This window comes from Yimella sp. RIT 621 (assembly GCF_004146205.1).
Classification (GTDB): Bacteria; Actinomycetota; Actinomycetes; order Actinomycetales; family Dermatophilaceae; genus Yimella; species Yimella lutea.
This window is the reverse complement of record NZ_SEIP01000013.1, coordinates 13695-33661: the sequence shown is the minus strand read 5'-3', so window position 1 is coordinate 33661 and position 19967 is coordinate 13695. Positions and strand designations below refer to the sequence as shown.

At 66.2% G+C, this 19967-nt stretch carries 17 protein-coding genes; 8 read left to right on the top strand and 9 right to left on the bottom strand.

Annotated elements, in window-relative coordinates; genetic code table 11:
- Window positions 1-39 precede the first annotated feature (39 nt).
- From EU513_RS12705 to EU513_RS12690, 4 genes are all read left to right on the top strand, one after another.
- Window positions 40-639 carry an FMN reductase gene (locus EU513_RS12705; RefSeq protein WP_240796047.1) on the top strand — a complete coding sequence of 200 codons (600 nt, stop codon included), beginning with the start codon at window positions 40-42 and terminating at the stop codon, window positions 637-639.
- 66 nt (window positions 640-705) lie between these two features.
- A complete protein-coding gene (locus tag EU513_RS12700; RefSeq protein WP_129626519.1) occupies window positions 706-1032 on the top strand; it encodes a tetratricopeptide repeat protein in 327 nt (108 codons plus the stop codon).
- A 95-nt stretch (window positions 1033-1127) separates the two neighbouring features.
- A complete protein-coding gene (locus EU513_RS12695; protein WP_129626517.1) occupies window positions 1128-2066 on the top strand; it encodes a pirin family protein in 939 nt (312 codons plus the stop codon).
- A 72-nt stretch (window positions 2067-2138) separates the two neighbouring features.
- Window positions 2139-2456: a GNAT family N-acetyltransferase gene (locus EU513_RS12690; RefSeq protein WP_129626515.1), complete on the top strand. Its 318-nt coding sequence runs from the start codon at window positions 2139-2141 to the stop codon at window positions 2454-2456.
- A 294-nt stretch (window positions 2457-2750) separates the two neighbouring features.
- On the opposite strand, the gene EU513_RS12685 is transcribed toward EU513_RS12690, so the two are convergent.
- Window positions 2751-4127 carry an aspartate aminotransferase family protein gene (locus EU513_RS12685; RefSeq protein WP_129626513.1) on the bottom strand — a complete coding sequence of 459 codons (1377 nt, stop codon included), beginning with the start codon at window positions 4125-4127 and terminating at the stop codon, window positions 2751-2753.
- A gap of 220 nt (window positions 4128-4347) precedes the next feature.
- A complete protein-coding gene (gene fgd, locus EU513_RS12680; protein ID WP_129626511.1) occupies window positions 4348-5355 on the bottom strand; it encodes a glucose-6-phosphate dehydrogenase (coenzyme-F420) in 1008 nt (335 codons plus the stop codon).
- 100 nt (window positions 5356-5455) lie between these two features.
- On the opposite strand from fgd, the gene EU513_RS12675 reads away from it, so the two are divergent.
- Together EU513_RS12675 and EU513_RS12670 are read left to right on the top strand one after the other, a co-directional pair.
- Window positions 5456-6715 (top strand): DUF4921 family protein, encoded by a 1260-nt coding sequence (locus EU513_RS12675; RefSeq protein ID WP_129626509.1) that lies wholly within the window; start codon window positions 5456-5458, stop codon window positions 6713-6715.
- Window positions 6716-6937: 222 nt separating this feature from the next.
- Complete coding sequence (locus tag EU513_RS12670; RefSeq protein WP_129626507.1) at window positions 6938-8776, top strand: phosphoenolpyruvate carboxykinase (GTP); 1839 nt, start codon at window positions 6938-6940, stop codon at window positions 8774-8776.
- Between the two features lie 58 nt (window positions 8777-8834).
- Here the strand turns inward: EU513_RS12670 and EU513_RS12665 are convergent, their stop codons facing one another.
- The 3 genes from EU513_RS12665 to EU513_RS12655 all read right to left on the bottom strand — a co-directional run bounded on the left by EU513_RS12665 (window position 8835) and on the right by EU513_RS12655 (window position 13204).
- The gene (locus EU513_RS12665) at window positions 8835-9821 is read right to left on the bottom strand and encodes an NYN domain-containing protein (protein WP_129626505.1); all 987 of its coding nucleotides are present in this window, start codon (window positions 9819-9821) and stop codon (window positions 8835-8837) included.
- A gap of 313 nt (window positions 9822-10134) precedes the next feature.
- Window positions 10135-12291 carry a M4 family metallopeptidase gene (locus EU513_RS12660; RefSeq protein ID WP_129626503.1) on the bottom strand — a complete coding sequence of 719 codons (2157 nt, stop codon included), beginning with the start codon at window positions 12289-12291 and terminating at the stop codon, window positions 10135-10137.
- Between the two features lie 199 nt (window positions 12292-12490).
- Window positions 12491-13204, bottom strand: a complete 714-nt coding sequence (locus EU513_RS12655; protein ID WP_129626501.1) for an exonuclease domain-containing protein — start codon at window positions 13202-13204, stop codon at window positions 12491-12493.
- 124 nt (window positions 13205-13328) lie between these two features.
- On the opposite strand from EU513_RS12655, the gene gabT reads away from it, so the two are divergent.
- Complete coding sequence (gene gabT, locus EU513_RS12650; protein WP_129626499.1) at window positions 13329-14675, top strand: 4-aminobutyrate--2-oxoglutarate transaminase; 1347 nt, start codon at window positions 13329-13331, stop codon at window positions 14673-14675.
- A 4-nt stretch (window positions 14676-14679) separates the two neighbouring features.
- On the opposite strand, the gene EU513_RS12645 is transcribed toward gabT, so the two are convergent.
- Window positions 14680-16140, bottom strand: coding sequence for an SIR2 family protein (locus tag EU513_RS12645; protein WP_129626497.1), 1461 nt, complete (start codon window positions 16138-16140; stop codon window positions 14680-14682).
- A gap of 107 nt (window positions 16141-16247) precedes the next feature.
- The gene (locus EU513_RS12640) at window positions 16248-16751 is read right to left on the bottom strand and encodes a MarR family winged helix-turn-helix transcriptional regulator (RefSeq protein ID WP_129626495.1); all 504 of its coding nucleotides are present in this window, start codon (window positions 16749-16751) and stop codon (window positions 16248-16250) included.
- A 119-nt stretch (window positions 16752-16870) separates the two neighbouring features.
- On the opposite strand from EU513_RS12640, the gene EU513_RS12635 reads away from it, so the two are divergent.
- A complete protein-coding gene (locus EU513_RS12635; protein ID WP_129626493.1) occupies window positions 16871-17413 on the top strand; it encodes a YceI family protein in 543 nt (180 codons plus the stop codon).
- 75 nt (window positions 17414-17488) lie between these two features.
- Here the strand turns inward: EU513_RS12635 and EU513_RS12630 are convergent, their stop codons facing one another.
- Together EU513_RS12630 and EU513_RS12625 are read right to left on the bottom strand one after the other, a co-directional pair.
- Window positions 17489-19006 (bottom strand): fatty acyl-CoA synthetase, encoded by a 1518-nt coding sequence (locus EU513_RS12630; protein ID WP_370447360.1) that lies wholly within the window; start codon window positions 19004-19006, stop codon window positions 17489-17491.
- A complete protein-coding gene (locus tag EU513_RS12625) occupies window positions 19003-19950 on the bottom strand; it encodes an alpha/beta hydrolase (protein ID WP_129626491.1) in 948 nt (315 codons plus the stop codon). Before EU513_RS12625 ends, EU513_RS12630 begins: the two co-directional genes overlap by 4 nt.
- Window positions 19951-19967 lie beyond the last annotated feature (17 nt).

Here is a 19967-nt window from a genome sequence, read left to right as displayed (position 1 = left end):
ATGGACTACGGGTGTAGATCACCAGCAAGGAGACCTGACGTGACCACCGTTACCGTCATCAGTGCGGGCCTGCGCTCGCCGTCGTCGACGAAGTTGCTCGCCGACCAGTTGGCCGACGCCGTCCGTCGTCAACTGGGCGCCGTCGACATCCACGACATCGAGGTGCGCGATCTCGCCCACGAGATCACCGACGCCCTGCTCACCGGTTTCCCGACCGGTGCGCTCAAGGACGCGCTCGAGCAGGTCACCGCGTCCGACGCGATCATCGCCGTGACCCCGACCTTCCAGGCGTCTTACAGCGGACTGTTCAAGTCCTTCGTCGACCTCATCGAGCCCGACACGCTGCGTGGGACGCCGGTGCTGGTCGCCGCGACCGGCGGCACCGAGCGCCACTCGCTCGCGATCGACCACGCGCTGCGTCCACTGTTCGCGTACATGGGTGCGTTCGTGCTGCCGACCGGCGTGTACGCCGCGACCTCCGACTTCGGCGGAGAAGGCGCTGCCGCGCTCGAGCGCCGTATCGAGCGCGCTGCCGGCGAACTGCGAACCGTCCTGGGCGGCAGCAGCATTCGCAAGCCGAAGGTGGACGAGTTCGCCGACGTCACGCCGTTCGAGCAACTGCTCACCACGGCAAACTAGTTCGAGTGGAAGATCGGGCCCGCCAGGACGGGGTCGATCTTCCATCAGAAATCGGAAGGAGCACCGATGATCCAGGAGTTCGACCGTTACGAATACGGACGTCGGCTGTTCGAGCAGCGCAAGTATGCGCAGGCGGCGCGTGAGCTCGAGGAAGTGCTGGCGTCCGGTGAGGGCCTCGGCACCGGCGACGCCCGCGAGCTGCTCATGCGAGCGCTGTTCCACTCCGCGCAGTTGACCAAGGCCGAGGCCGCGGCCCGCGCGGCACTCGAGGACAACCCGACGGACGCGTACGCGCTCGTCGTCCTGGGCCGCACCCTGTACCGGCAGGCCCGGTACGAGGAGGCCGAGACCTATCTGAAGCAGGCCGAGGCGTTCGGCGTCTCGACCGTCTAGAAAGCCTCCACCGAGTGGCCGGGCTGTCAACTGGTGGCCGGTCTATACCCCGGCCACTCGTTCATAGCCCGGCCACTCGGTGATGGGATGACGTCATGGCCACGCAACTGATGAAGCCGCGGGAGGTGCCGCTCGGCGGGCTGCGCGCGATCACCGTGCGGCGGACACTGCCGGCGAAGGATCGCTCGTTCGTCGGGGCATGGTGCTTCGTCGATCACTACGGTCCGCAACGAGTTCGCGCGAACAACGAGGGTGGCATGGACGTCCCGCCGCACCCGCACACCGGACTGCAGACCGTCTCGTGGCTGTTCGAGGGCGAGATCGAGCACCGCGACTCCGGCGGCGCGATCGGCCAGGTGCGCCCGGGTGAGCTCAACCTGATGACCTCGGGCGCCGGCATCTGTCATTCCGAGGTGTCCACCGAGTCGACGGACGTGCTGCACGGCGTCCAACTCTGGGTTGTTCTGCCGGACGCCGACCGGCACACCGTCCGGAATTTCGAGCACTTCGCGGCCGAGCCGGTGGCGCTCGCGGACGACGCCGGCACCGCTCGCGTCTTCCTCGGCGCCCTCGCCGACGTCGCTGAGTCGCCGGTGCACACCTATACCCCGCTGCTCGGGGCACAACTCGACCTCGCGCCCGACGCGAAGGTCACGCTGCGGCTCGACCCGACGTTCGAACACGGGGTTCTGCTCGACACCGGCGCGGTGAGCGTGGACGGCGAGCCGCTGGAGTTCGGTGACCTGGTCTGCCAGGACGAGGGCCCGGATTCTCTTGTGCTGCAGGCAGGTCCGGACGGTGCGCGGATCATTCTGCTCGGCGGTGAGCCGTTCGAGGAGGAGATCATCATGTGGTGGAATTTCGTCGGGCGCACCCATGACGAGATCGAGCAGTTCCGTGAGCAGTGGCAGGCACAGGCCGAGCGTTTCGGCGAGGTCGAGGGGTACGAGGGCGAGACGCTGCGGATCGCGGCCCCGAAGCTGCCCGGTGTCCGGCTGCGTCCGCGCAACCGTCGCGGCAAACGGACTGCGTGAAACCCTGAACTACCCGTGAGTCACGCCTAGCGTTGTGACCAAGGATCCGACTCAGAGGAAGTGTTGCCCGACATGACCGACAAGCTCGACATCGACGTCCGTGACAACCCCGAGCGCAGCCGTTACGAAGCCGTCCACGACGGTGAGGTGATCGGGTTCGCGGAGTACGACAAGACCGAGGACGTCGTCGTGTTCACCCACACGGTCGTCGATTCGGGGTACGAGGGGAAGGGTGTCGCCGGACAACTCGTCCGGTTCGCGCTCGACGCGGTGCGCGACGAAGGCACCCGTGAGGTCGTGCCGCAGTGCTCGTACGTCAAGGGGTGGATCGCCAAGCACCCCGACTACATCCCGCTGGTCTACGGCCAGGCCAAGCCGGCCGCCGACTGACGACGTCCGAGAAGTTCATCGCCCGGTCGGTCTGAAAGGTGCCGCGTTCCAGTTGCGTAGCTGAACCCGAACGCTGGTCGAGTCAGGCTGCTGACGAAGCAAGCAGCGTGCGCCGAGACCACGGTGCCGCGAAGGAGAACCCGGCCACACGATGGATACGTGTGGCCGGGTTTCGTTGTGTCTCATCGGGTTTCGGCGCGCGGGATTTCCTTCGCCAGTCCCGCGGCTCAACCAGCGGTGAGTTCCGTTGGGTGTGACCGATTTTCGGTGCAACCAGCGGTGATGAATTGGTCGTCAGTCGGTGGTGAGGTCGCGAGCCATCTCGTCGAACACCGCCACGAATGCGTCGACGGCTTCGTCGGTGTGGGTGATCGACAGCGTCCACTCCTCTTCACGCCCGGGGGTCATGAAGATGCCGCGGTTCATGTTGTAGAGCCACGCCAGGTCGGCCAGCGGGCCGTTCTGGTGCTCTTTGTAGCTGGCGTAGTCGACGACCTTCTCCGGCGCAAACGTCACGCAACCCTTCGAGCCGATGCCGACGGCGTACCCGGGAAGGTCGTACTTGTCGACGACGTCCTGGCAGCCACCGACGATGCGGTCGTTGAGGTGCGCGAGGTGCTTGTAGGCGTCCGGGGTGAGGACGTCGAGCAGGTTCGCGCGCATCGCGGCGACGCCGAGCGGGTTCCCGTTGTAGGTGCCGACCTGGTAGACCGAGCCGTCCTCGACGACGGACATGACCTCTTCGGTTCCACCGATCGCACCGGTGGGCAGACCCGCGCCGAGACCCTTGGCGAGCGTGACCATGTCGGGCAGCACGCCGAACAGTTCGGTGGCGCCACCCGGAGCAACCTGCAGGCCGGTCTTGACCTCGTCGAAGATCAGCACGATGCCGTGCTTCTTGGTGATCTCACGGACGGCCTCGAGGTAACCGGGTTCGGGGAGCACGACGCCGAGGTTCATCATCGCGGCTTCCATGATCACGCAGGCCGGCTTGCGGCCCTCCTTGTCGAGGGCAACGATGCGCCGCTCCATCGCGTCGGCGTCGTTGAACGGCACCGCGACGGTCATCTGGACGGTGGCGTCCGGGATTCCCGCACCGTAGGGCAGCGATTTGAGGTCGTCCTTGTCGCCGATCTCGCCGTAGGGCACGCCGATCGAGACCATGACGGTGTCGTGGTGGCCGTGGTACGAACCGAAGATCTTCATCACGGTGTCGCGACCGGCGTAGGCACGAGCGATGCGGATGGCGTCCATCGTCGACTCCGAACCGGAGTTCGTGAAACGCCACTTCGGTAGGTTCCAGCGGCGGGCGAGCTCGTCACCGACGACGATGGCGTCCTCGGTGGGTGCCGCGAAGTGCGTGCCCTTGGGGTAACGGTCGGCGATCGCCTTGCCGATGATCGGGTTCGCGTGACCCTGCACCATCGAGCCGAAGCCGTTGTGGAAGTCCCACATCTCGTTGCCGTCGACGTCCCACACGCGCGGGCCCGAACCACCCTCCAGGTAGATCGGCCACGGGTCGCGCAGCTGGTAGGACGACGCGACGCCGCCGGCGAGGTGCTTCTGCGCCCGGGCGTACATCTCCTTGGACTTCTGGGTCTTCTTGTCGAGCTTGGCCGCCTCGATCTCGGTGAGTTCGGCGATCCGCTCAGGACTGATCTCTACAGGCATGACAGTTCTCCAGCCGATCGGCCTGGCATCGGCGGCTGTGTCGTTCGGCTCCGACCGGCCTGGCAGCGGAGCAGGGCGCGTGAACGCGCGACCCCCACAGTACCCCGCACACTCACCCACGAAAGTCCGCAGAACGCGTCGAACGCAGCGCGGCCGCACGGCACGAGCGGACGCACTTTCTCGGGGAAGGGCGGGCACAAACTCACGCGGATTCTGCTTGTCAGCCGAGGGAGCGCAGGGGGTCGGCCAGGTCGCGCTCGAACTGCTCCAGGAAGCGGCGCTGGTCGTGGCCGGGCGCGTGGAAGACCAGGTGGTCGAATCCGGCGTCGACGTACGGCTTGACCTGCTCGAGCACCTCGTCCGGGTTCGAGGCGACGATCCACCGCTTGGCGACCTGCTCAATCGGGAGTTCGTCGGCCAGGCGCTCCATCTCGCGCGGTGAGTCGACCGAGTGCTTCTGCTCGGGAGTGAGTGACAGGGGAGCCCAGAAGCGAGTGTTCTCAAGGGCATTCGCCGGGTCGGTGTCGTACGACAACTTGATCTCGATCATCTTGTCGAGGGCCTCGTAAGAACCCTTGCCCAGCTCAGCGCCCTCCTTCACCGCGGGCAGCAGTTCGTCGGTGTAGAGCGACATGCCCTTGCCGGAGGTGCAGATGAATCCGTCGCCCATGCGTCCGGCGTACTTGGCGACGGTCGGACCGCCGGCCGCGACGTACACCGGGATCCCGCCGTCGGGCACGTCGTAGATCGACGCCGAGTCGGTGCGGTAGTAGTCGCCCTCGAAGGTGACCTCATCACCCTTCCACAGCTGTCGCATCAGTCGGACGGCCTCACGCAGACGGGCGAAGCGCTCCTTGAACGGCGGCCACTCGCCCTCGAACCCGGTGGCGATCTCGTTCAGGGCTTCGCCGGTGCCGACGCCGAGCACGACCCGTCTCGGGAACAGGCAGCCCATCGTTGCGAACGCCTGCGCGACGACCGCGGGGTTGTAACGGAAGGTCGGAGTCATGACGGACGTGCCGAGCGTGATGTCGCTGGTCTGCGCGCCCACGGCCGACATCCACGAGATCGCGAACGGTGCGTGCCCACCGTCGTGGCGCCAGGGCTGGAAATGGTCGCTGACAAAGGCCGACTGCATTCCGTGTTGCTCGGCGGCGACGCCGAGGTCGACGAGTTCGCGCGGGCCGAACTGCTCGGCTGACGCTTTGTACCCGAGGGTGAGGGCCATGGGGTGCTCCTAGCGGGACGGTGGCAAGGCGGTGTCAAGGCGGTGTCAAGGCGGTGGCGCGGTCTGACCCGAGTATCCCCCGCGGCCTAGGGTTGAGTGCATGGAGCCGTTGCTGCGACTGCCCGACGGCACCGTGAAGCAGATCAACCCGTTTTCCGGCACGGAGGTGTGGACGGTGCCCGGCCGCGGCAACCGTCCGCTGCCGTCGGTGCTGGACGACGTGCACTCGCTCACCGAACACGAGATCCGCAACCGGTGCGCGTTCTGCGAAGGGCGCTACCTGGAGACGACGCCGGAGCGCACTCGTTGGACGCGGGTCGAGTCCGGCTGGGTCGAGACAAGTGGCCTCACGGCGGACGAGGTGATTGCGGCGCCGGCCGAGTTCCGCCGGATACCAAACCTTTTCGAGATCCTCTCCTACGACTACTGGCACCTCAACCACGGGTACGACGGTGGTCCGGCGGCACTCGAACGCGAGGAGCACTACCTGTCGACGGAACTGGGTCGCCGGCACGTTCGCGACCTCGTCCGCACCCGGTTGAAGGCCAAGGGTGAGGAATCCGCCGACCTGGACGACGACCTGCTGCAGAACGAGTCACGCGGCTTCTTCGCCGGCTGCCATGACGTGATCGTCGCCCGCCGGCACTACGTCGACGGCGCGACGCGCACCGACCAGCTCGCGTCGTCCGGCACGCTCAGCCCGCACGAGCACACGGCTTTCGTCCGGGCGACGGTCAGCAGTGCACGGCGGTTGTACGAGGGCAACCCGCACGCGCAGTACGTCTCGATCTTCCAGAACTGGCTCGCGCCCGCCGGGGCGTCGTTCGAGCATCTGCACAAGCAACTGGTCGCGATCGACCGCATCGGTGGTCGACTGCGCGGCGAGATCGCCAAGTGGCGCAAGGACCCGGAGATCTACCGCCGGTTCGGGCCCGACCTCGCGCGCACGCACGGTCTGGTCATCGCCGAGAACGAGCACGCGATCGCATTCGCCGGCGTCGGGCACCGCTACCCGGGCATCGACGTGTTCACCAAGGCCGACGGGCTGCCGTGGGAGTTGGGGGACGAGGTGCTGCGCGGCTGGTCCGATCTGGTCCACGCCTGTCATGCCGCGACCGGCGTGCTTGTACCCACGAACGAGGAGTGGCACCACCAGCCGCCGTCCGTGCCGGACGTGCGCATGCCGCTGCGGGCGGTCATCAAGTGGCGGATCAACAACCCGGCCGGATTCGAAGGCGGCACAGGGGTGTTCGTCAACACCATCGACCCGTGGACGTTGCGCGAGCGGTTGGTCGATCGACTGGGTGACCTGCGCAGCGACGGTGTATTGGGTGAGGTCGAACTCAGGTCGACCACCTGAGTGACAGCAACTGCTGACAAAGATCGGGCTTTGTCCTGCGCGAGCCAAGATGTTACCGACGGGTAAATAAATAGGACCCGCGTCACACCGCCGCTGTCGGCCATGGCAGATTTGACCCCAGCACGGCCAACCCCAGAAGAAGTACTATTCTGAGTAGTAGCTAGGACAATGACGTCCGAACGCGACGTCATGCCTCGCACCCGTTGAGAGGGAAGTGAACCGATGGTTGATGTGGCGGCGGCGCTCGAAGCCGGTGGCCTGACGAATCCACATGTTCGCGAGTACGTCGAACACTGGGCGAAGATCACCGGCGCGGACCGCGTCGAAGTGGTCGGCGCCGAGGATGACGCGCGACTGATCCAGGAATGCCTGGACGCGGGCGAGCTCGAGCCGGCCGGGGAGGGCCTGTACTACTCGCGCAGCTACGAGAAGGACACCGCGCGCTCGGAGGAGCGCACCATCGTCGCTACGAACCGTGAGAGCGACAAGGGTGTCTACAACAACTGGCGCCCGGCGCAGGAGATGAAGCAGGTCCAGGTCGAGCGCATGACCGGCGCCTCGAAGGGCAAGACGATGTACGTCGTCCCCTACCTGATGTCGCCCCCCGGCGCTCCGCTGGAGAAGTACGCCGCCGGCGTCGAACTCACCGACTCGCGCACCGTCGTCCTGCACATGATCCGCATGGCCCGCGTCGGCGCCGACTACATCAACAAGCTCGCCGAGCCCGACCACTTCGTGCGCGCCGTGCACGTCACCGGCGACCTGGAGAACCTCGGCCAGGGCACCGACGACGACCAGCGTTACTTCGTCACCGTCGCCGACGAGCGCACCATCCTGCACTTCGGTTCCAGCTACGGCGGCAACGCCTTGCTGGGCAAGATCGCCCACGGTCTGCGCCAGGCGGCGTACGACGGATGGGCCTCCAAGGAGTTCCTGTCCGAGCAGTTCATGCTGATCGGCATCAAGGACAAGGAGACCGGCAAGGAGTACCACATCTGTGGTGGCTTCCCGAGTGCCTCGGGCAAGACCAACCTGGCCATGATGCTCCCACCGGACGCCCTGGGCGACCGGTACGAAGTCTCCTTCTACGGCGACGACATCGCCTGGCTGTGGGTCGGCGACGACGGCAAGCTCTACGGCATGAACCCCGAGTTCGGTGCGTTCGGTGTCGCCAAGGACACCAACGAGAAGACCAACCCGACGGCGCTCGCGTCCGTGGCACCCGGCACCGGCACGATCTTCACCAACGTCGCCTACAACGAGAAGACCCACGAGGTGTGGTGGGAGGGCAAGACCCCGAACACCCCCTCGGACGTCGAGGGCTGGCGTGACTGGCGCGGTCGCCTCATCTCCGAGCGCAGCGACGATGAGAAGAGCGCCCCGTGGGCGCACCCGAACAGCCGCTTCACCACGACGCTGGCCAATGTGCCGAACGTCGCGCAGGACTTCGAGGACCCCAAGGGTGTGCCGATCGACGGCATCATCTTCGGTGGCCGCACCCGGGACCGTGAGCCGCTGATCCGCGCGATCGACGACCTCGCCGAAGGTGTGTACGACGGTCTGACGCTCGGCGCCGAGGCGACCGCTGCGGCCGACGGCAAGGAGGGCGTGCTGCGTTACGACCCGATGTCGATGCGCCCGTTCATGTCGTACGGCGAGGGCGATTACGCCCAGCACTGGCTCGACATCATCGGCGCCGTCAAGGACAAGCCGATCTTCGCGCACGTGAACTGGTTCCAGCGCAGCCAGGAGGACGGTCACTACCTGTGGCCCGGCTACCGCGAGAACCTGCGTCCGCTGCTGTGGCTGATGGCGCTGAAGAACGGCGAGGTCGACGGCGTCAAGACGCCGGCCGGCATCATCCCCAAGCAGGAGGAACTCAACCTCGAAGGCCTGGAGATGCCGCAGGCCGACCTCGACAGGATCCTGTCGATCGACGTGCCGCGCTGGCGCGAGGAGATGGGCTACCGCGAGGAGCACCTCAAGGCGTTCGAGCGTTTGCCGCAGGAGATTTGGGAAGCCCACCGCCGCGTCGCCAAGGACTTCGACGACGCCGAGTGACCTACACCCGTAATCAACGAAAGTGGCCGCTCCTGCGGCCACTTTTCGTTTGCTCCCGCTACTCGGCGAATTCCTCGGCGACGTCCCAGAATCGGGTACGAAGCCGAAAACGGGTGGGCTCGCTGATCTCGTAGACACCGAGGCGACCGGACAGGTCGACCAGCAGCGCCCGGTCGAGTTCCGGCGGTATCGACGGCTTGCGCTCCAGCAGGTGAGCGCGTGCGCTCGGCGACGCCGAACGCATCCACGACGACACGACGGCCTTGCTGACCGCGGTGATCGCGGCCTCCTCGTCGGCGGTGACCAACATCGCCGGGTCGACCCGGTCGAAGTCAATCGGTACCGGGATGGGCGCCGGTCGGTCGACCCGCCTGGCGGGCATCTGTTTCGGGCTCGGGCGAGCGCCGATACTCGTGGGAGTAGGCGCCGAATCTACTTGCGGTTCAGCGGTTTCGCTGGCCGAAGGCTGCTCGGGGGCGGGAGCCGGCGTGGTGCGCACGAACACGGTGTCGTCGATGATCGACGGATCGACGAGCTGGACGTCGTCGGCCTCGCGCCACAGGTGCTTGGAGACACCGTTGGGGTTCCCGTCCTTGTCCGGCACGGCCAACACGATCACCTGGGCGCCGAGGTGCTGAGCTTCCTCCACTGCTTCGGTGAGATCGTCGTCGCCGCTGAGCAGATAGATGATGTCGACGATCCGGTTGCGGCTGTGGGTGGCGAGGTCGAGCCCGATGCGCAGGTCGACACCCTTCTGCTCGCCGCCGTACGACAGGCGTCCCAAGCGCAGTTTCACGCGCGGCAGCATGCCGATGCGTTCCTGCAGTTCGTCCGGGTTGCCACCACGCTGACCGCCGGAGTCGTACCAGTTGACGCGCAGCAACGGCAGTCCGCTCAGCCGTTCCGCCTGCGCGATGAGCTGCTCGATCAAACGCTGATGGTCCACGACCACACCGGCACGCAACGAACTCCCCGAGACGCAGGTGGCGGTGGCCGCCAACAGGTATCCGGCATCGACGTACAGGGCGCAATAGGACCGGCTCATGACCCGACCCTAACGAGGCGGGCCGTCCGCCGTGTCGGGTTGGCCCGACCTCGAACCCGCCCGTGGACGGGAATGTGCTGCCCACCCCTGGGGAGGAGGGTTAGGTTCGTCAACGCAGACCGAGGGGAAAGACCGTCATCGTCCGGGGGGTGCTGGTCACTGCGCTGAACCTGGACATCGGAGCGAAGATCCGGTGGCCGAGCAGGTTGCAGCACGTGCCGGATCGGGAATTGGTCTGACAGGCAAAGAGAATGGCGAAGTGGCCGGGTCCCCCCGCGGACCCGGCCACTTCACGTTCAGCAGACGCGTTCGATCAAGCCTTGATCGAGACGTCGTCGAAGACGAAGCTCGTCTGGGCGGAGGAGTCCTCGGTGGCCGAGAACTTCAACGTGACCGACTGGCCCTTGTAGGCGGACAGGTCGACCGTGACCTGCTTCCACGCACCCTTGGTCAGGTTCGAGTACGAAGCAACCGTGCGGGCCGTGCCGCCGGACGGGGTCACCGTCACCGATGCCTTGTCGTACGCGGTGTACGAGGTGGTCTCGGACGAGTCCACGGACACCCAATAGGTGAGGGTGGCCGAGGTGGACGTCGACGGGATGGTCACCGTCTGCTGCTCGTACTCCGAGGAGGTCGTACCGTTTCCGCCGAGCCACATCTTCCAGCTGCCGCTGTGCGCGGTGCGGCCGGTGTTGTTCGTGATCGGTCCGCTGGTGCCGGTCCAACCGGTGCTACCGGATTCGAAGCCACCGTTGGTGACACGCTCGCTGCCGGCCGGCGTCGGGTCGGTCGGGCCGGGGTCGGTGGTGCCGGAGCAGGCCGCCGTGCCCTTGGGAACGGTGATCGCGTTGAACGCCTTCTCGACCGCGGTGCAGACCGCGCTGCTCGAGCCGTACAGCTCGATCGCCGACTTGATCGCACCTTCACGAGCTGCCCGGTAGTTCGAGCTCGTGGTGAGCTTGGTGGACAGGGTGCGGTACCAGACCTTCTCGATATTGGTCCGTCCTGCGCCCGTGACCGCCGGTGCGCCACCACAAGTCGGGGAGTTGTAGGAGACCCCGTTGATCGTCTTCGAACCCGACCCTTCGGCAGCCATGTAGAACCAGTGATTCAGCGGGCCGGAGGAGTAGTGCGGGTCGACGGTGATCGTGCTGGAGGAGTAGCAGTCCAGGCTGACGCCGTCCTTGCTCGGCTTGTCCATGTAACGCAGCGGCGTGCCGTTGCCGTTGAGGTTGATCAGCTCACCCATGTAGTAGTCGGGATTGTCGGCGGGGAGAGCCGCGTGGAACTCGACGGCGACGCCGAAGATGTCCGAGGTCGCCTCGTTGAGGCCACCCGACTCCACGTAGCGGCCGGCGCCCGGGTTGCCGTAGTCGAGGTTCGCGGTGTTCTCGGTGACGCCGTGGGTCATCTCGTGCGAGGCGACATCGAGTTCGGTCAGCGGGGCAGCGTTGTTGCGGCCGTCGCCGTAGGTCATCTGGGTACCGTCCCAGAAGGCGTTGACGTAGCTGTTGCCGTAATGGACGCGGCTACGAGCGCCGGTACCGTTGTTCCAGATGCCGTTACGGCCGAGCACGTTCTTGAAGTAGGCGAACGTGGTGTCGGCGCCGAACTGTGCATCGACGGCCGCCGACTGACGGCTGCTGGTGGAACCGGTGCCCCAGGCATCGTCGGAGTCGGTGAACTGGGTGCCGGTGCCGGAGGTGCCGTTGTTCATGTCGGTCGTGTAATTGCCGGTGGTCGAGTTGCGCAACTGGTAGGCGCCACCCGAGTACGTGGTCGACAGGCTCACGCTGCCGACGAACACGCCGCGACCGGTGCCGGCGTGGATCTTCTCGCTCGAGGAGATCACGGCGCCGGTCGACGCGTCGACCATCACGACCTGGCGGCTCGGGGTCTGGTTGTGCGCGACGCCTTCGGTGGTGACGGCGCGGACGAGGCTCGCGGTGCCGTCGGCGTGAAGGATGACGGCCTGCTCGGACTTCGTCGCCTTGACCTGCTTCGGCGCGCCGTCCTTGGTGCGCTTGGCGCTGTGGCCGACCGCTGTCTGGCGGGCGCCGGCGTCGGTGACCTTCGCGGTACCGGACGGCAGCGAGACCTTCGCCTCGACGTTCCAGATGGTGTCGACGATCTTGCCGCCCGCGTCACGCTTGACGATGAGGTCGCCGCCGATGACCTTCATCCCGGCGTAGGTGCGGTCGTAGCGGGTGTGCGTGGAGCCGTCCGGGTCGGTGATGACCGACTTGACGACCAGCTTCTCCTTGGCGCCGAGGCCGAGGGACTTCGCGGTGTCGCCGGCGGCCTTGCCGGCCGCCGCCATCTGACCGGCGTAGGTGGCCGGGGTGACCGACATGGCGGCCGCGGGGGCAGCGGCCTTGGGGGCGGCGACGTGCGCCGCGTCGGCAGGTGTGCCGAACGTGAGGGCGGCAACGGAACCGAGGGCCACGAGGCCGAGCGCTGTGCGCTTCATGTACTCCTCCTACGGAGCGGGAAAGGGAACGGCGTGCGGGGTGACGCGCCGTTCGCTGAGAGTGCTCCCTGCGTCCGTTAGTAGGACAGTGGCTTTGACAAAGCTTGACCAAGGCAAGACGAAACCTTGATCGGAGACGTCCTCGCGCTGACCGTTTCCTTACCGATGAGCAGGGGTGCGCTTTACCGGCACCGAGGAGTTATGCCTGAGGGTTATGCGGCACACCGTGTGCGTGAGCGCGGATGTTGTTCCAGCGGCGGCGCAGCTTCCACCGAAGACGACGGTAACGACGACGAAGCTTGCGACGCAACGGAATCCGGGCGTACGGATCACGAATCGGAAGCGCGATGCGCTGGATGTGGGCGTCGGTGAGTGCGTGGCGCAGCACCTCGACGAGCACCCGGACGTCGTCCTCGGCGTCGTGCGGTCTGGCCTGTGGGACGTCCCAGTAAGTGCACAGGGATTCGAGGGAGAACGTGGCCGCAGGAGTCTTCAGCGCGCGGGTCAGCTCGATCGTGCACAGGCGCTCGCGAGTGGGCAACGTCGAGCCGACGCGTTTGGCCTCGGCGGCGAGAAAGGCCCAGTCGAAACGTGCGTTGTGCGCCACGACGACACGATCACGGACGAGGTCGGCGACGGTCGGCGCGATCTGGGCGAACGTGGGCGCTCCGGCCAGGCGCTCGGAAGTGATGCCGTGGAGGTCGACGGGACCCGGGTCGACGCCTGGATCGACCAACGTGCTCCAGCGTCGCTCGATCGACCCGGATGCATCGAGTTGGGTGACCGCGACCTGCAGGACGCGGTGGTGGCGCGGGTCGAGTCCGGTGGTCTCGACGTCGAGCACCGCGTAATTGTGTGGAAAGCGGCGACTCACCTCGACCGGAAGCGGTTCGGGGGGAGTCGTCGAGGTCATGGCACCACTGTAGGAGCACGGTCCGACAGTCCCGGGAGACAAGTCGCGGACGAGGGCATACCGTTGGCCAGGTCGGGCTCAAGAGTTCGACTTCGAAATGTCACCACGTTCGGGAGCCGTCACAATGTCCGAGTCACAGTCAGCGACCGTCGCGTCGATCCGTCAGTTGCGCACGCAGATCCCGGGTCCGAAGTCCCGTGAACTGCACGCTGCTCGCGAGAAGGCCGTCTCCAGCGGATTCGGTGTCACCTCGCCGATCTTCATCGACCATGTCGAGGGTTCGATGCTGGTCGACGTCGACGACAACAAGCTGATCGACTTCGCGTCCGGTATCGCAGTGACCAGTGTCGGTGCGGCGAACCCGAAGGTCGCTGAAGCCGTTGCTGCACAAGCGAAGTCGGCGATCCACACCTGCTTCATGGTGACCGAGTACCAAGGCTTCGTCGACGTCTGCGCGAAGCTGAACGAGTTGACGCCGGGCGACTTCGACAAGCGCAGCGCGCTGTTCACCAGTGGTGCGGAGGCGATCGAGAACGCCGTGAAGATCGCCCGCGCCTACACCGGTCGCCCGGCAGTCGTCGTCCTCGATCACGCGTACCACGGGCGCACGCACATGACGATGTCGATGACCGCGAAGAACGTGCCCTACAAGCAGGGATTCGGTCCGTTCGCGACCGAGGTGTACCGGACGCCGACCGCGTACGGCTTCCGCTGGCCGAACGGGCGCGAGAACGCTGCGTCCGAGGCGCTGGCGATGCTGAAGGAAATGGTGCTGACCCAGATCGGTGCCGGTAACGTCGCCTGCATCGTGGCCGAGCCGATCGCGGGGGAGGGCGGTTTCATCGCTCCCGAGCCCGGCTTCCTCAAGGGTGTGCAGGACTTCGCGCGTGAGCACGGCATCGTGTTCATCGCCGACGAGATTCAGACCGGATTCGCCCGTACCGGAACGCTTTTCGCTTCCGAGTTCGAGGACATCGAGCCCGACCTCATCACCACCGCCAAGGCGCTCGGTGGTGGAATGCCGATCTCCGCGGTCACCGGGCGGGCCGAGATCATGAACGCGGCGCCGGTCGGTGGCATCGGCGGTACGTACGCCGGCAACCCGGTGGCCTGTGCTGCTGCGCTCGCGGCGATCGAGGTCATCGAGAGCGATGACCTGGTCGGTCGTGCGAAACAGATCGAAGCGGTGGCGATGCCGCGGCTGGAAAGCTTCGTGCAGTCGTCCCCGTACGTCGGTGAGGCGCGCGGTCGTGGAGCGATGCTCGCGATCGAGTTCGTCACCGACGACGGCATCACCCCGAATGCGGATGCAGCCAAGAAGGTTGCTGCTCAAGCCAATTCGCAGGGCGTGCTGACGTTGACCTGCGGCACTTTCGGCAACGTCATCCGCCTGCTCCCGCCGTTGATCATCAGCGACGAAGAACTGGACGAAGGCCTCGACGTGATCGGGGAAGCGATCGACGCACTCTGAGCGATCAGAGTCGCAGGGCGCCTTTGAGTCCCTGCCAGGCGTGGCCGGTCTGTCTCTCGACCTCGCTGGCAATCTCGCGCACTCGTTGCGCAAGGTCGCGCTCGTCGATGGTCAACTGATTGTCGAAGCGTTCGTCCAGGACGCTGGTCGATGCCGACCAGGCATGCATGGCGACGGCGTCCAGGAAGATCTCGAGCACCCGCCCGGGGTCGTCACCCTCCCGGTCGACGCTGATCCAGTCGAGTTCGTCCTGCCAGAGCGCCGACCGCGCCGGGTCGGGATGAAGACTCAGTACGGTGCCGAAGTTCGCGGTGCCGGCTGTCGGCCGCAGGTAGTCGCGCACCTGGTGCACCAGTCGCAGGACGTTGTCGTCGGTCAGCGATGCTCCGATGACCAGTAGGTGCGAGGTCAACAACATCGACTGGAACAGTGCGCCGGCCGGCCGATGCCGTGCGTCGTACGCCGCGAACTGTGAGCGGGTGAGCACGATGTCGTCCGGATGCTGCACATCGCCGTGCATCTTCAGCAGCCAGGGCCGTCCGTCGGTGCGCCGTTCGTACGGCAGCACCGCCAGGCGTATGCGGTGGTCGGCGGAACTCACCGCACGTTCGTAGAGATCGTCGTAGTTGGTGGTGGCCGACTGCTGAACCCGTAGCGCGGCGAGCAGCAGATGCGACAGCCCGGGACGCTTGACCGTCTTGACCTGATCGACGACCGCCGAGGCGAACTTCGGGTCGCGCCGCTGCAGCAACTCGGCCTGATCCAGCAGCGACAGTTCGCCGAACGACTGGGGCGTGATCGTGTCCGGCAACTTCGCGGCTGCCACGATCCGGGCAACGAGGGTTCGCCAATCCGGAAGTCCGGCACCGACGCTCACGCCTGCGCCGAGGAAGAGCGACAGTTCACCCTTGCGGGCGCGGGTGCCGAGGGTCTGCGCCAGGGAGAGCGTGGGCTCGTCCGGACGCCCGGACTGTGCGAACCCCGGGAACCATCGCGTCGGATCCCCGAGTCGGGCGTCCTGAAGTGCCTGGAATCGACGCTCGTCGATGGTCGTGAGCAGTATGTCGAGCACGTGATGCTCGGCCGCTTTCACCAGTACGTCGAGCAATCGGCCCTGGACAGAGCCGGATTCGTCGTCGAGCCCGCCGCCGCCGACACCGAGCACCGGGACGGCGACCCGCGCCAGGCGGGTGTTCAGTGTCGCGGCGACATCGTCCAGACAAGCGGCGAGGTGCTCGACGAGCGCGTCAGCGTCCGAGCGTCCGCCGTCGGTGACGTCGACCCACCAGGTGCGACCGGTCCTGCCGAAGTGCTGTTCGTCGAAGCGTGTGGGCTTGCTGGTGTCGACGCCGAGCTTCTTCCATTCCTCACGCACCGAGAAGGTGGAGTCAGTGGGAAGAACGATCGCGTCGTACGCGACATCGGCCAGGTCGGCGTGCAGCAGGAAGAGGTGGCCCTTGAGCATGAGTCGATCCTGTCAAACCAGGGGGACGGTCGTCGGTCGGACGCAGAAGGTTCTCTACCGTTGAGAAGGTTCGATCACCGTTCCGAGAAGGAGAAAACCTTCTCGGATCAGGAAACCTTCGTGTTCGGGTAGGTGACCTCAGGCCCGTCGATGCCGTCCAGGACCGTGCTGGTCGCGCGGCCCAGGGCCTCCAGCGATGCCTCATCCAGGCGATCGAACAGGTGACGGCGTACCGTCTCGACGTGGCCGGGTGCGACCTTGTCGAGCGCGGCTTGACCCTCGGCCGTGATCCCGATCCAGGCACCGCGGCGGTCCTGCTCACAGTCGATACGGCTGACCAGTCCACGTGCTTCCATCCGCTTGACCTGATGCGACAGTCGGCTGCGCTCCCAGAACATCCCGTCGGCCAGCACGGTGGCGCGCAACCGGCGGTCAGGTGCCTCGCTCAGTGCGACCAACACCTCGAAGTCGGGTAGTGAGAGTCCGCCGTCGGCCTGCAACTGCCGCGAGATCAGCGCGTTCAACTCGCGATGTGCGAGCAGCCATTGGCGCCAGACCTGCTGCTGTCGGTCGTCGAGCCAACGCGGCTCGGGTGTCTCGTTCCCGCTCATTTCCGGGCTCCCCTCGGCGTAGTTGACATGTCAAGAATAACACCTCTATTGTTGGTGACACGTCAACAACAGCTGCGGCGCCGGCTCGGCCGCACCGCGTTCAACAAGGAGCACTACATATGTCCGGTATCGACACGCTGAACGGCACCTACGTTATCGACCCGTCGCACACCCGCATCGGCTTCGTGGTCCGCCACGCGATGGTCACCAAGGTCCGCGGCTCGTTCAACGAGGTCGACGGCAAGGCCGTCACCGGTGAGAACCTGCAGGATGCGTCCATCGACGTCACGATCGACACCGCATCGGTCGACACCCGCAACGCCGACCGTGACGGGCACCTGAAGAGCGCCGACTTCTTCGACGTCGAGAAGTACCCGACGATCACCTTCAAGAGCACCGACGTCCAGGCCAAGGGCGATGACCTCGTCGTCACCGGCGACCTGACCATCAAGGACCTCACCAAGTCGATTACCATCGAGTTCGAGTACGAGGGTGGGGCCACCGACCCGTTCGGCAACCAGCGTGTCGGCTTCGAGGGCAAGACCGTCGTCAACCGCGCGGAGTACGGTCTGACCTGGAACGCAGCCCTCGAGACCGGCGGCGTCCTGGTCTCCGACAAGGTCACCTTGGAGTTCGAAATTTCCGCGATTCGTCAGGCCTGATCCGCCCGCGGCCTGACCGCAAAGCAAGCCCCCGCCCCACCGCGAACCCCCGTCGCGGTGGGGCGGGCTCGTTCGTCAGCCGCGAAGTTCGCGCTTGAGGATCTTGCCGGACGCGTTGCGCGGCAGATCGTCGATGAACTCGATCTGCTTGGGCACCTTGAAGGACGCCACCTGCGTGCGCGCGTGCTCGGTGAGCGTCTCGACGTCCAGGTCGGACGCTTCGGGCCGGCGCACGACGAACGCCACGATCTTCTCCACCCACTTCTCGTCGGGCACCCCGACGACCGCGACCTCGGCGACGCCGGGGTGGGTGTAAAGAGCGTCCTCGACCTCGCGGGACGCGACGAGCACACCACCGGTGTTGATGACGTCCTTGATGCGGTCGACGACGAAGATGTAGCCTTCCTCGTCCTGGCGCACCAAGTCGCCGGAGTGGAACCAGCCATCGGCGAACGCTTCTTCGGTGGCCTTGAAATTGTTCCAGTAGCCGTCGCACAACTGCGGTGAGCGGTAGACGATCTCACCGGATTCGCCGGTCGGGACGTCGTCGCCGGACGCGTCGACGACCCGTGCCTCGACGAACAGCACCGGCTTGCCCGCGCTGTCCGGACGCGCCTCGTGCTCCTCCGGTCGCAGCACCGTCGTCAGTGGTGCGACCTCGCTCTGACCGAAGCAGTTGTAGAAACCGACAGTCGGCGCCTTCGCCTGCCACTTCTTGAGCACCGGCACCGGCATGATCGACGCCCCGTAGTAGGCCTTGGTCAGCCCGCCGAACGAAAGTCGTTCGAAATCAGGGTGATTCGCCATGCCCACCCACAGTGTCGGTGCTGCGAAGAACGAACGGTGACCGTCGTTCGCCAGCCGGTTCAGGACGTCCGCTGCTTCGGGCACTTCGAGGATCGTGTTCGTCTGACCGATCATCAGCCCCGGCAGCACGAACACGTGCATCTGCGCCGAGTGGTACAGCGGCATCACGTGCAACGGGTTGTCGTCCGGATGCAGGTCGAGCGCGTGGATGCACGACACGTACTCGCTGACCAGCGCCCGGTGCGACATGATCGCGCCCTTCGGAGCCGATGTCGTGCCGGAGGTGTAGAGCAACTGGACGGTGTCGGTGTCCCGGCCGCGCTCCTCGAAATCGGGGGTTGAATCACCCTGTGCCACAGCGAGAATGGAGTCGCCGGCGTCGCGGAGCGCAATGACGGCGGACGGCGGGTGCTCGATGTCGTCGAGGCGGGCGGCGAACGCGGGATCGACCAGGACGAGCGTGCTTGCGCTGTTGTTGATCAGGTGGTCGAGCTCGCGGCCGAGCAGGTTGTAGTTGAGCGGCACATGGATGAACCCGGCGCGTGCGCAGGCCAGGAACGCGATCAGGTAGGCGTCGGAGTTCTTGCCGAGGGTTGCGATGCGCGCTTTCGGTTCGAGTCCAAGACCGGCCAGGTGGTGCGCGACCCGGGTGACCGCGTCGTCCAACTCGCGGTAGCTCCAAGTGCGGTCGCCGAAGCGCACGGCCTCCCGGTCGCCGAATCGCGCGGCACTTCGGCGGACGACGTCCGACACCGTGTTGCTGCGCAGCGTGGTCGCGTCCATCATGCGCTGGTCCCCTGCTGGGGAAGATGTGCGTCGAACCAGGCGAGCAGGTCGGCGGTCACCTCGTCACGGTTGGTCTCATTGAGCAGTTCGTGACGAGCCTCGGGATAGATCGTCGTCGTGACCTCGCGGACGCCCGTCTTGCGCAACTGTGCCGCCACCTCGCGCACGCCCTTGGCCTCCTTGCCGCCGACCGGATCGTTGCTGCCGGACACCAGCAGAATCGGCAGATCGTCCGGGGTCGCCGAAACGACCTTGTCGTCGTTGACCCGCTCCAGTCCGTGCAGCAGGTCGGCGTAGAACCCGACCGTGAACAGCTCGCCGCACTTGGGATCGGCGATGTACCTGTCGACCTCGGCCTCGTCGCGCGAGAGCCAGTCGAAGTCGGTGCGTGCCGGTTTGAAGGCGGCGTTGTACTGGCCGAAGGTGAGTTTGTTCATCAGGCCGGACGGGTGCCGGCGACCCTTCAGCTTCGCCTGTGCGCCGGCGATTCCGCGGCCCACCTTGCCGAGCGGGCCGGCCGATCCACCGGTGCCCGAGAGCACCAGGCCGGCGAGTTCGGATCCGTACTTCGTGACGTACATCCGCGAGAGGAACGATCCCATCGAGTGGCCGAACAGGAACACCGGCAGGCCCGGGTGGTCGGCCTTGATCCGCTGGGTGAGCACGGACATGTCGTCGACGACGGCGTCGAAACCGTCCTCGTCCTTGAAGTAACCGACGTCGTTCGGGTCGCGGACCGTCTTGCCGTGGCCGCGGTGGTCACCGGCGTAGACCACATACCCGGCGTCGGTCAGTGCCTGGGCGAACCGCTCGTAACGGGCGCCGTGCTCGGCCATCCCGTGCGCGAGCTGGACGGCGGCGCGCGGAGTGCCCTCCGGCGACCAGCAGTGGACGAAGACCGGCGTCTCGTCGGCGGTGTCGAGCAGGAAGGTGTCGGTGCGCACGGTGTTCCTCGTTCCGA

Coding starts and splice junctions, on each gene's coding strand:
- EU513_RS12665 (WP_129626505.1), bottom strand. CDS start 9,821: ATGAGCCGGTCCTATTGCGCCCTGTACGTCGATGCCGGATACCTGTTG.
- EU513_RS12660 (WP_129626503.1), bottom strand. CDS start 12,291: ATGAAGCGCACAGCGCTCGGCCTCGTGGCCCTCGGTTCCGTTGCCGCC.
- gabT (WP_129626499.1), top strand. CDS start 13,329: ATGTCCGAGTCACAGTCAGCGACCGTCGCGTCGATCCGTCAGTTGCGC.
- EU513_RS12695 (WP_129626517.1), top strand. CDS start 1,128: ATGGCCACGCAACTGATGAAGCCGCGGGAGGTGCCGCTCGGCGGGCTG.
- EU513_RS12690 (WP_129626515.1), top strand. CDS start 2,139: ATGACCGACAAGCTCGACATCGACGTCCGTGACAACCCCGAGCGCAGC.
- EU513_RS12675 (WP_129626509.1), top strand. CDS start 5,456: ATGGAGCCGTTGCTGCGACTGCCCGACGGCACCGTGAAGCAGATCAAC.
- EU513_RS12685 (WP_129626513.1), bottom strand. CDS start 4,127: ATGCCTGTAGAGATCAGTCCTGAGCGGATCGCCGAACTCACCGAGATC.
- EU513_RS12645 (WP_129626497.1), bottom strand. CDS start 16,140: ATGCTCAAGGGCCACCTCTTCCTGCTGCACGCCGACCTGGCCGATGTC.
- EU513_RS12635 (WP_129626493.1), top strand. CDS start 16,871: ATGTCCGGTATCGACACGCTGAACGGCACCTACGTTATCGACCCGTCG.
- EU513_RS12655 (WP_129626501.1), bottom strand. CDS start 13,204: ATGACCTCGACGACTCCCCCCGAACCGCTTCCGGTCGAGGTGAGTCGC.
- fgd (WP_129626511.1), bottom strand. CDS start 5,355: ATGGCCCTCACCCTCGGGTACAAAGCGTCAGCCGAGCAGTTCGGCCCG.
- EU513_RS12640 (WP_129626495.1), bottom strand. CDS start 16,751: ATGAGCGGGAACGAGACACCCGAGCCGCGTTGGCTCGACGACCGACAG.
- EU513_RS12630 (WP_370447360.1), bottom strand. CDS start 19,006: ATGATGGACGCGACCACGCTGCGCAGCAACACGGTGTCGGACGTCGTC.
- EU513_RS12670 (WP_129626507.1), top strand. CDS start 6,938: ATGGTTGATGTGGCGGCGGCGCTCGAAGCCGGTGGCCTGACGAATCCA.
- EU513_RS12700 (WP_129626519.1), top strand. CDS start 706: ATGATCCAGGAGTTCGACCGTTACGAATACGGACGTCGGCTGTTCGAG.